The sequence below is a fragment of the Streptomyces sp. NPDC048269 genome (assembly GCF_040652395.1).
Taxonomy (GTDB): Bacteria; Actinomycetota; Actinomycetes; order Streptomycetales; family Streptomycetaceae; genus Streptomyces.
On sequence record NZ_JBEZLW010000023.1, the window covers coordinates 90796 to 103222 of the forward strand.

Below are 12427 nucleotides of genomic sequence, written 5' to 3' on the forward strand. Positions count from 1 at the left end.
CCCCGACCTGAATTAAGAGGATGACGTGAGCACATCGGTGGAACAGGTCGTAGCAGCGCTGCGCAAGTCACTCACGGACAACGAGCGGCTGCGCGAGGAGAACGCCCGGCTCACCGCCGCGAGCAACGACCCGATCGCGATCGTGGCCATGGCGTGCCGCTACCCGGGCGGGGCCGGCACGCCCGAGGACCTGTGGCGGCTCGTCGCCGAAGGCAGGGATGCGGTGTCCGGCTTCCCGGCCGACCGGGGCTGGGATCCGGGGGTCTACGATCCGGAGCCCGGTGTGCCGGGCAAGTCGTACGCCCGCGACGGCGCGTTCCTCTACGACGCGGCCGAGTTCGACCCGGCGTTCTTCGGGATCAGCCCGCGCGAGGCGCTGACCATGGATCCCCAGCAGCGGCTGCTGCTGGAGACCTCCTGGGAGGCGATCGAACGGGCCGGGGTCGACCCGGCCACGCTGAAGGGCAGCCGGACCGGTGTGTACGCCGGGGTGATGTACCACGACTACGCGGACGGCAGCGCGGGCAGTTTCGTCTCCGGCCGCACCGCGTACACGCTCGGCCTCGAAGGCCCGGCGGTCACCGTGGACACGGCGTGCTCGTCGTCCCTGGTCGCGCTGCACATGGCGGCGCAGGCGCTCAGGTCGGGGGAGTGCTCCCTCGCCCTGGCGGGCGGTGTGACCGTGATGTCCACGCCCGACATGCTCGTCTACTTCAGCGAACAGCGCGGGCTCGCTCCCGACGGGCGCTGCAAGCCGTTCGCGGCCGCCGCGGACGGCACCGGCTGGGGCGAGGGCGCGGGCGTCCTGCTCCTGGAGCGGCTCTCCGACGCCCGGCGCAACGGTCACCCGGTGCTCGCCCTGGTGAGCGGCTCGGCCGTCAACCAGGACGGCGCGTCCAGTGCCATGACCGTCCCGAACGGTCCGGCGCAGCAGCGGGTCATCCGCCAGGCCCTGGCGGACGCCGGGATCTCGGCCGCCGACGTGGACGCGGTCGAGGCGCACGGCACGGGCACCCGGCTGGGCGACCCGATCGAAGCCCAGGCGCTGCTGGCCACGTACGGGCGCAAGCGGCCCCCGGAGCGGCCGCTGTGGCTGGGCTCCGTCAAGTCCAACTTCGGCCACACCCAGGCCGCGGCCGGTGTCGCGGGCATCATCAAGATGGTCATGGCGATGCGGCACGGCGTGCTGCCGCGGACCCTGCACGTGGACGCGCCCTCCGACCAGGTCGACTGGTCGGCGGGGAGCGTGGAACTGCTCACCGAGGCCCGGGAGTGGCGGGCCGAGGGCCGGCCGCGGCGGGCGGGGATCTCCTCGTTCGGGCTGAGCGGGACCAACGCACACGTGATCGTGGAGCAGGCGCCGGCCGAGGAGCCGGCGGACGGAGCGGCGGCGGGGACGCCGCCGCCGGTGGTGCCGTGGCCGGTGTCGGCCAAGACGGGACAGGCCCTGGCGGACCAGGCGGCGGGGCTCCTCGCGAAGGCGGCCGAGGACGACGGCGGGCACGGGCTCCGGCCGGTGGACGTCGGTTACTCCCTGGCGGGCTCCCGCTCCCTGTTCGCCCACCGGGCGGTGGTGGTCGGTGACCGCGAGAGCGGGCTCGCCGCCCTCGCGGCGGGCGAGGAACACCCCGGGGTGGTGACCGGCCAGGCACGGACCGGCGGGCGGACCGCCTTCCTGTTCACGGGACAGGGCGCGCAGCGGCTGGGGATGGGGCGGGAGTTGTACACCTCCTTCCCGGTGTTCGCCGAGGCCTTCGACGCCGTGTGCGCGGAGGTCGACCCCCACCTGGGCCGGTCCCTGCGCGAGGTGGTGTGGGGCGGGGACGCGGAGGCCCTGAACGCCACCGCGATCACCCAGCCCGCCCTCTTCGCCCTGGAAGTGGCCCTGTTCCGGCTGGTCGAGGCCTGGGGCGTCGCGCCCGACGTGGTGGCCGGGCATTCGATCGGCGAGCTGGCCGCGGCCCACGCCGCCGGGGTGCTGTCCCTGGCGGACGCGGCCCGGCTGGTGGTGGCCCGGGGCAGCCTGATGCAGGCGCTGCCCGCCGGTGGAGCGATGCTCGCCGTCCAGGCGACCGAGGAAGAGGTCCTGCCGCTGCTCACCGACGGGGTGGGCGTCGCCGCCGTCAACGGGCCCGAATCCGTGGTCGTTTCGGGCGACGAGGCCGCCGTCCTCGCGGTCGGCGCGCACTTCACCGCGGCCGGCCGCAAGACGAGCCGGCTGTCGGTGTCGCACGCCTTCCACTCGGCGCTGATGGAGCCGATGCTCGACGAATTCCGCTCTTTGGCACGGCAGTTGACGTATGCCGAGCCGCGGATCGCGGCCGTGTCCACGGTGACGGGCGAGCCGAGCCAGGCGTGGCAGTCGCCGGAGTACTGGGTCGGCCAGGTCCGCGAGGCCGTCCGCTTCGCCGACGCCGTCCGCGCCCTGGAGCGGCAGGGAGTGACCCGCTTCCTGGAGATCGGCCCCGACGGCATCCTCACCGGACTCGCCCAGCAGAGCGCCGACTCCGGGCAGGCGGTCCTCGTACCGGCCCTGCGCCGCAACCGCCCCGAGCCCGAAGCACTGGTCGAGGCCCTCGCCCGGCTGCACGTGGACGGCGTACACGTCGACTGGCAGGCGTACTACGCCGACGCCGGTGCCCGCCGCGTCGACCTCCCCACCTATCCCTTCCAGCGCACCCGGTTCTGGGCCGACGCGGTGCGGTCGGCCGCCTCCCACGCCCACCCGCTGCTCGGCGCGGTGGTGACCCTGGCCGACTCGGGGGGCGCCGTCCTCACCGGACGGCTCGCCGTCGCCGCGCATCCCTGGCTCGCCGACCACGTGGTGCGGGACGCGATCCTCTTCCCCGGCTCGGGATTCGTGGAACTGGCGATCCGCGCGGGCGACCACGCGGGCTGCGACGTACTGGAAGAGCTCGCCCTGCACGCGCCACTCGTCCTCCCCGAGGACGGAGCCGTCGCCGTACAGGTCGTCGTCGGCGCGGCCGACGGGACAGGGCGGCGCACGGTCGGGGTGTACGCGCGGGACGAGAGCCTCCCGGACTCCGACTGGACCCTGCACGCGGAAGGCGTCCTCGCAGAAGGCCTGGACACGCCCGCCTTCGACCTGGCCGCCTGGCCCCCGCCCGGCGCCGTCCCGCTCCCTCTCGACGGCGCGTACGAGGCCCTGCGTGAGCGCGGTCTCGCCTACGGGCCGGCCTTCCAGGGCCTGACCGGAGCCTGGAGGCAGGGCGGAGCCGTCTATGCCGAGGTCGCACTGGACCAGTCCGCCGCCGGTGTGGCGGACGCGTACGGGCTGCACCCGGCGCTGCTGGACGCCTCGATGCACGCCGCGCTGCTGGACGGCGCCGATGACGACGACGGCGCCACCGTCCTGCCGTTCGTGTGGAAGGACGTCCGGCTGTTCGGGGTCGGCACGTCGGCGGTTCGCGTACGGATCTCCCGGCCCACCCCGCAGAGCCTCTCCCTGGAGATCGCGGACGCCGACGGCGCCCCGGTCGCGGCGGTCGGCGGTGTCGTCGGCCGCGCGGTGGAGGAGTCCGGGACCGGCGGTCCGGCCCAGGACCCGCTCTACCGGGTCGTATGGCAGCCCGCGGACTCCGTGTCGTCGGGGGAGTGGACGCGGTGGGAGGACGTACCCGCCGAGGGGCCGGTCGACGGCACGGTCGTCCTGGAGTGCGCCGCGGCCGGCGAGGACGTGCCGTCCGCCGTCCACGCCCTGGCCGGGCGGGTCCTGGAAGTGCTGCAGACGTGGCTGGCCGACCAGAGGTTCACCACGTCGACCCTCGTCGTCGTCACGCGCGGTGCGGTCGCGATCGGTGACGACGGTCCGGTCGACGTACGGCAGGCCCCGGTGTGGGGTCTGGTGCGGGCTGCGCAGGCGGAGAACCCCGGCAGGTTCGTACTCCTGGACGCGGACGCGGGCGCGGATACGGGCGGGACCGGGGACGTCGGCCTCGCACGGGCGCAGGGCGAACCGGAGTCCGCCGTACGCGACGGCCGGGTACTGGTCCCCAGGCTGGTCCGCGTCACCTCCGCCGTCGGGCCCGAGACCGTCTGGGACACGGACGGGACGGTCCTCATCACCGGCGGCACCGGGGGCCTGGGAGCCCTGGTGGCCCGGCACTTGGCGACCGAGCACGGGATCCGCCATCTGCTGCTGGCCGGCCGGCGCGGCCCGGACGCGCCGGGTGTCACCGAACTCGTGGGCGACCTGGAGGCATTGGGCGCGCACGTCTCGGTCGCCGCGTGCGACGTGTCCGACCGGGACGCCCTCGCGGCGCTCCTGGCCGGGGTGGATCCCGAGCACCCCCTGCGCGGAGTGGTCCACGCGGCGGGCGTACTCGACGACGCCGTGATCACCTCGCTCACCGCCGAGCGGGTCAGCGGCGTCCTCGCCCCCAAGGCGGACGCCGCCTGGCACCTGCACGAGCTGACCGAGGGCCTGGGCCTCACCGCGTTCGCCCTGTTCTCGTCCATCGCCGGCACCCTCGGCTCGACGGGCCAGGGCAACTACGCCGCCGCCAACGCCTTCCTCGACGCCCTCGCCGCCCACCGCCGCGCCCGCGGACTGGCCGCCGTCTCCCTGGCCTTCGGACTGTGGGACACGGCAGGCGGCATGGGCACCCGGCTCGGTGCCGCCGAACTGGAACGGATGCGGCAGGCGGGCACCCCCGCCCTCCCCGCCGGCCGCGGACTCGCCCTCTTCGACGCCGCGCTGCGCTCGGGTGCCGCGGCCACCGTGCCGGTCCGCCTGGACCTCGGCGTGCTGCGTGCGCACGCCGACGGGACACCCGCCCTGCTGCTGGGTCTCGTACGCACCCCCGGCCGCCGGACGACCCGTACCGGGTCCGGCTCCCCGGCGCTGCACGGCAGGCTCGCCGGGCTGACCGGAGCCGACCGCGGCGCCGCCGTGCTCGACCTGGTCCGTACGACGGTCGCGACCGTCCTGGGGCACGCCTCGGGCGACGCCATCGAACCCGGGCGCGCCTTCGACGAGCTGGGCTTCGACTCGCTGACCGCCGTCGAACTGCGCAACCGGCTCGACTCGGCCACCGGGCTACGGCTTCCGGCCACACTGATCTTCGACTACCCGACGGCCGAAGCGGCCGCGGCGTACGTACGAGAACTCCTCGACGGCGCTCAGGACGCGAGCACCGCACAGGGGGCGGCCGTCGCCGTCCGCGCCACGGACGACGACCCGATCGTCATCGTGGGCATGGCCTGCCGCTACCCGGGTGGGGTGACCACGCCGGACGGCCTGTGGCGGCTGGTCGCCGACGGGGTGGACGCGATCGCCCCGCTGCCCGACGACCGGGGCTGGGATCCGGGGGTTTACGATCCGGAGCCCGGTGTGCCGGGCAAGTCGTACGCCCGCGACGGCGGCTTCCTCTACGACGCGGCCGAGTTCGACCCGGCGTTCTTCGGGATCAGCCCGCGCGAGGCGCTGACCATGGACCCGCAGCAGCGGCTGCTGCTGGAGACCTCGTGGGAGGCGATCGAACGGGCCGGGGTCGACCCGGCCACGCTGAAGGGCAGCCGGACCGGTGTGTACGCCGGGGTGATGTACCACGACTACGCCGGCGGCACGGCGGGCAGCCTCGTCTCCGGACGGGTCGCCTACACCCTGGGTCTGGAAGGGCCCGCGGTGACGGTCGACACGGCCTGCTCGTCCTCGCTGGTCGCGCTGCACATGGCGGCGCAGGCGCTCAGGTCGGGGGAGTGTTCCCTCGCCCTGGCGGGCGGTGTGACCGTGATGTCCACGCCCGACATGCTCGTCTACTTCAGCGAGCAGCGCGGCCTGTCCATGGACGGCCGCTGCAAGTCCTTCGGGGCGGGCGCGGACGGGACGGGCTGGGGCGAGGGCGCGGGGATGCTGCTCCTGGAGCGGCTTTCCGACGCGCGGCGCAACGGGCACCCGGTACTGGCGACGGTGCGGGGCTCTGCGCTGAACCAGGACGGTGCGTCGAACGGTCTGACCGCCCCGAACGGTCCCGCACAGCAGCGGGTGATCCGCCAGGCCCTGGCGGACGCGGGTCTCTCGGCGGCCGAGGTCGACGCGGTCGAGGCGCACGGCACGGGCACCCGGCTGGGCGACCCTATCGAGGCGCAGGCACTGCTCGCGACGTACGGGCAGGGCCGGGCCGAGGGGCAGCCGTTGTGGCTGGGCTCCGTCAAGTCCAACTTCGGCCACACGCAGGCCGCGGCCGGTGTCGCGGGCGTCATCAAGATGGTGATGGCGATGCGGCACGGGATGCTGCCGCCGACCCTGCACGCCGAGGAGCGTTCGGACCAGATCGACTGGTCGGCGGGTGACGTGGAACTGCTGACCGAAGCGCGCGAGTGGGACGTGACGGACCGGCCGCGCCGGGCCGCCGTCTCCTCGTTCGGGCTGAGCGGTACCAACGCGCACGTGATCGTGGAGGAGGCGCCGGAGGCAGCCGTGGCCGAAGCCGCGGCGGAGCCGGGACCGGGACTGCCCGTCGTGCCGTGGGTGGTGTCGGCGAAGTCGGCGCAGGCGCTGGCCGCTCAGGCCGAGCGGCTGCTCGCGGTGGCGGACGCGTACGGCCCTGAGGACATCGGGCGAGCCCTCGCCACGTCGCGCGGTGTCATGGAGCACCGGGCCGTGGTCGTGGGCGACGACCGCGCGGGAGCTCTCGCGGCGCTGGCCGCGGGGCAGCAGCACCCGGGTGTGGTCAGCGGCGCGGTGGCGAAGGGCTCGACGGCGTTCCTGTTCACGGGGCAGGGGGCGCAGCGGCTGGGGATGGGGCGGGAGTTGTACGCCGCGTTCCCGGTGTTCGCCGAGGCGTTCGACGCGGTCTGCGCGGAGGTCGATCCGCTGCTGGGGCGGTCGCTCCGTGAGGTGGTGTGGGGTGGGGACGCGGACGCTCTGAACGCGACCGCGATCACTCAGCCCGCACTCTTCGCCTTCGAAGTGGCGCTGTTCCGGCTGGTCGAGGCCTGGGGTGTGAAGCCCGACCTCGTGGCCGGGCACTCGATCGGTGAGCTGGCCGCCGCGCATGTCACCGGGGTGTTTTCCCTGGCGGACGCGGCCCGGCTCGTGGTGGCCCGTGGGCGTCTGATGCAGGCGCTGCCCGCCGGTGGAGCGATGCTGGCCGTCCAGGCGACCGAGGAAGAGGTACTGCCGCTGCTCACCGACGGGGTCGGTGTCGCCGCGGTCAACGGTCCGCAGTCGGTGGTGGTCTCGGGTACCGAGGCCGCGGTCCTGGCCGTGGGCGAGCACTTCACCGCGGCCGGTCGTAAGACCAGCCGGCTGTCGGTGTCGCATGCCTTCCACTCGGCGCTGATGGATCCGATGCTGGAGGAGTTCCGGTCCATCGCTGGTGAGCTGGCGTACGCCGAGCCGTGTGTCCCCGTGCTTTCCACGGTGTCGGGTGAGCTGACCGAGGCGTGGCGGTCGCCCGAGTACTGGGTCGGGCAGGTCCGCGAGGCCGTCCGCTTCGCCGACGCGGTCCGCACGCTGGAGCAGCAGGGCGCGACCCGGTTCCTGGAGATCGGCCCGGACGGCATCCTCACCGGTCTCGCCGCACAGAGCCTGGACGACGCCGTCCTCGCCGCGGCCGTCCGCAAGGACCGCCCCGAGCCCGAGGCGCTGATCACGGCCCTCGCCCAGCTCCACGTACACGGCGTGGCCGTCGACTGGGCGGCCTTCTGCACCGGCAGCGCCACCCGGCGCGTCGACCTCCCCACCTACGCCTTCCAGCGCACCCGCTACTGGATGACGGCTCCTTCGGCGGCCGGCGGAACCGCAGACACCGGGCAGGTCGGGATCGACCACCCGGTGCTGCGGGCGGCCGTCGAGCTGCCCGACGACGCGGGAGCCGTGCTCACCGGCCGGCTGTCCGCGAGCACCCACGGCTGGATCACCGACCACGACGTCCTGGGCAGCGTCCTGCTGCCCGGTACCGGCTTCGTGGAGCTGGCGGTACGCGCCGGCCGGCAGGTGGGCTGCGGACTGCTCGAAGAACTCACCCTGCAGGCCCCGCTGATCCTGCCCGACCGGGGCGGTATCGCCGTCCAGGTCGTCGTCGGCCCGGCCGACGGGACGGGGCGCCGCACGGTGGCGGTCCACTCGCGCGCCGACGATGAGCCCGACCTGCCGTGGACCCGCCACGCCGACGGCGTCCTCTCCCCGTCGCCCGCGGACGCCGGGGAGGCGCTCACCGAGTGGCCGCCGAGGGGAGCAGAGGAGCTGACCGTCTCCGCCGCCTACCCGGACCTCGCCGCAGCCGGGTACCACTACGGGCCCGTCTTCCAGGGCCTCACGGCGGCCTGGCGGCTCGGCGACGCCCTCTACGCCGAGGTTTCCCTGCCGGAGCGGACCCACGAGGATGCCGCCCGGTTCGGGCTCCACCCCGCCCTGTTCGACGCGGCCATGCACGTCGGCCTGCTCGGCATTCCGGGCCGCGAGGGCGGCGGACAAACCCTGCTGCCCTTCGCCTGGAACGGAGTCGCCCTGCATTCCCCGGGAGCCAAGTCCCTGCGGGTGCGGATCACCCCCGTCGCCCAGCAGGACGGCCTCTCGCTCACCATCGCCGACGAGCACGGCCGTCCCGTGCTGTCGGTCGAGTCCCTCCTCTCCCGGCCCGTGTCGGCCGAGCAGCTGAGCGCGGGCACCGGGAACTCGCTGCTCCACGTGGAGTGGCAGCCCGCCCCGGCCGGCGCTCCGGCCGCCGCGCCCGACGCCGTGGTCCTGGACTGTGCCGACGTGGCCGCCACCGCCGACGTGCTCGTGGACGTACGGACCCACGCGCAGCGGGTCCTGGCCGCGGTGCAGGAGTGGCTGGCGGACGAGCGTTCCGACGGGGCCGTGCTGGCCGTGGTCACGCGGGGTGCGGTGGCCGTCGGCGGCCACGAGGCCGTCGACGTGCGGCAGGCTCCGGTGTGGGGTCTGGTGCGCGCGGCGCAGGCGGAGAACCCCGGCCGGTTCGTGCTCGTGGACACCGACGGGTCGGCCGATCTCGGTGTGGCGCTGTCCCTGGGAGAACCGGAAGCGGCGGTTCGCGCGGGTCGGGCATCGGTTCCGAGGCTGGCGAGGCTGACGGCCGAAGCGGGCGCCGACGTCGGGCCCGTGTGGGAGGGCACCGGGACGGTTCTGATCACCGGCGGTACGGGCGGTCTGGGGGCCCTGGTGGCCCGCCACCTCGTGGTCGAGCACGGGGTGCGCCATCTGCTGCTGGCGGGCCGGCGAGGGGCTGACGCCCCCGGCGTCGGCGAACTCGTGGCCGATCTCACCGGGTTGGGTGCGCGGGTCTCGGTCGCGGCGTGTGACGTCGCGGACCGGGAGGCGCTCGCCGCCCTGCTGGACGGGGTGGATCCGGCTTACCCGCTGTCGGGTGTGGTGCACGTCGCCGGTGTGGCGGACAACGGTGTGGTCGGCGCTCTGACCCCCGAGCGCATGGACGCCGTCCTGCGCCCGAAGGCGGACGCGGCCTGGCACCTGCACGAGCTGACCGAGGACCTGGACCTGTCGGCGTTCGTGATGTTCTCGTCCGCCGGCGGTCTGGTCCTGGCGGCCGGTCAGGGCAACTACGCGGCGGCCAACGTCTTCCTCGACGCGCTCGCCGCTCACCGCCGCGCGCAGGGCCTGGCGGCCACCGCGATGGCCTTCGGCCTCTGGGACGTCAGCACGGGCATGGCCGCCCACCTCACCGACGCGGACCTGGAACGCATGCGCCGCGCCGGCACCCCCGCCCTGTCGGAGGCCGAAGCGCTCGCCCTGTTCGACGCCTCGCTGGCGTCGGGCGCGCCGGTGACCGTCCCGCTCCAGGTGGACCCGGTGGCGCTGCGCACCCGTACGGACGAACTGCCCGCCCTGTTGAGAGGGTTGGCCCCCGCCGCCCGCAAGGGGACCGCGGCCGGGCCGACGGCGCCGGCGGGCGCCCCGCTGGCCGAGCGCATCGCAGGTCACGACGAGGAGGAGCGGACCCGGATCATCCTGGAGGTCGTACGGGGCCATGCCGCGGCCGTACTGGGCCATGCGTCCGGCGACGCCGTCGAACCCGACCGTGCCTTCGGCGAGCTGGGCTTCGACTCACTCGGTTCGGTGGAGTTGCGCAATCAGCTGAACGCGGCCAGTGGACTGCGGCTGCCCGCCACGCTGATCTTCGACTACCCGAGCGCGGCGGAGGTCGCCGCCTACATCGCCGCGCGCCTCGTACCGGCCGCACCCGCCCCGGGGGTGGAGTCCGACCTCACGAGGCTGGAAGCCCTCCTGACGGCCTCCGCCCCGCCCGCCGGCCCCGACAGGGCGCGGCTGGCCGAGCGGCTGCGGGAACTGGCCGGCCGGCTCGACGGGCCACTGATACATGCCCAGGGGCATGCCACACCGGAGATCCCGGACCGTGGCCAGGACGACCTGAACGAGGTCACCGCGGACGAGCTGTTCGACATCCTCGACAACGAGCTCGGCACCCCCGCGACCCCCTGACCGCCCGACCCACGGCGGATCCGGCACCCCGGGCCGGGGTGCGTGACAGCTGCACGACAGCCGTCACGCACCCCGGCCCTTCACGTGTTCTCCCCCTCGTCCGCAGGCCCCCGCGGCAGGGGTGGGTTAAGGGTAGGCCGCCCTTCCGGCAGCTCAGTAGCGTTCCCACCGATCAACTGAACGACCAGGTACGACACGCGGGTCGCCACGGTATGTCCGACCAGAGGGAGTAGGTCTCGGTGAGCAACGAGGAGCGGCTTCTCGAGTATCTGAAGCGGGCCACATCCGACCTGCGAGACGCCCGTCGCCGCCTCGCCGAGGCCGAGCGCCGCCCTTCCCGCCACGGCGACCCGATCGTGATCGTGGGGATGGGCTGCCGGTACCCGGGCGGGGTCACCACCCCCGAGGAGCTGTGGCAGCTCGTCTCCGGCGGCGTCGACGCCATCGGCGGGTTCCCGGAGGACCGCGGCTGGGATCCCGAGGTCTACGACCCGCAGCCGGGCTCACCGGGCAAAACGTACGCCCGTGAAGGCGGCTTCCTCTACGACGCGGCAGAGTTCGACCCGGTGTTCTTCGGGATCAGCCCGAACGAGGCGCTGATGACGGACCCCCAGCAGCGGCTGCTGCTGGAGGTGTCCTGGGAAGCGATCGAGCGGGCGGGCATCGACCCCACCACGCTCAAGGGCAGTTCGACCGGAGTGTTCGCCGGGGTGATGTACCACGACTACGCCCTGGGCCGGGAGCCCGGCAGCACCACCGCGGGCAGCGTGGTCTCGGGGCGGGTCGCCTACACGCTGGGTCTCGAAGGACCGGCGGTGAGCGTGGACACTGCGTGCTCCTCGTCCTTGGTCGCCCTGCACACGGCTGCCCAGGCACTGAGGGCGGGCGAGTGCGATCTCGCCCTGGCCGGTGGGGTCACCGTCATGTCCACACCGGACATGTTCGTCTACTTCAGCACCCAGCAGGGCCTGGCCGCCGACGGCCGGTCGAAGTCCTTCGCGGCCTCGGCGGACGGCGTGGCCTGCTCGGAAGGCGCCGGGGTGCTGCTGCTGGAGCGGCTCTCGGACGCGCGGCGCAACGGCCACCGGGTGCTGGCCGTCGTCCGGGGCTCGGCGCTGAACCAGGACGGCGCGTCGAACGGTCTGACCGCGCCGAACGGTCCCGCACAGCAGCGGGTGATCCGTCGCGCGCTGGCGGATGCCGGGCTGTCGGCGGCCGAGGTGGACGTGGTCGAGGCCCACGGCACCGGTACGACGCTGGGCGATCCGATCGAGGCGCAGGCCCTGCTGGAGACGTACGGGCAGGACCGGCCCGAGGGCCGGCCGCTGTGGCTGGGGTCCATCAAGTCGAACATGGGGCACAGCCAGGCGGCGGCGGGTGTCGCGGGCGTCATCAAGATGGTGATGGCCCTGCGGCACGGCGTACTGCCACCGACCCTGCACGTGGACGCGCCGTCGGACCAGGTCGACTGGTCGGCCGGGAGCGTGGAACTGCTCACCGAGGCCCGGAAGTGGGAGGCCGGGACCGGTGTGCGGCGGGCGGGGATCTCGTCGTTCGGGATCAGCGGGACGAACGCCCACGTGATCGTCGAGGAGGCGCCCGCAGGCGCCGGGGAGCCGGCTGTGCGGGCCGCACTCCCCCTCGAGCCGTGGGCGCTGTCGGCGAAGACCCCGCAGGCGCTGGCCGCCCAGGCCGCACGCCTGCGGGGCCTGGACATCGACGGGGCCAGGGCGGGCGACATCGGGTTCTCCCTGGTCACCTCGCGCACCGCCTTCGCCCACCGGGCGGTGGTGGTGGGCGACCGCGAGAGCGGGCTCGCCGCCCTGGCGGCGGGCGAGGAACACCCCGGGGTGGTGACCGGCCAGATCCGGCGCGGCGGGCGGACGGCGTTCCTGTTCACGGGGCAGGGGGCGCAGCGGCTGGGGATGGGGCGGGAGTTGTACGCCGCGTTCCCGGTGTTCGCCGAGGCGTTCGACG

At 74.3% G+C, this 12427-nt stretch carries 2 protein-coding genes; both read left to right on the forward strand.

The features are described from left to right. The first annotated feature begins 25 nt into the window (after positions 1–25). Entirely contained in the window at positions 26–10450 is a 10425-nt protein-coding gene (locus tag AB0D48_RS23810) for an SDR family NAD(P)-dependent oxidoreductase (protein ID WP_362400335.1), read from the forward strand. A 239-nt stretch (positions 10451–10689) separates the two neighbouring features. Further along, positions 10690–12427 (forward strand): type I polyketide synthase (locus AB0D48_RS23815; protein WP_362400338.1); only part of this gene is annotated, 1738 nt, incomplete at its 3' end.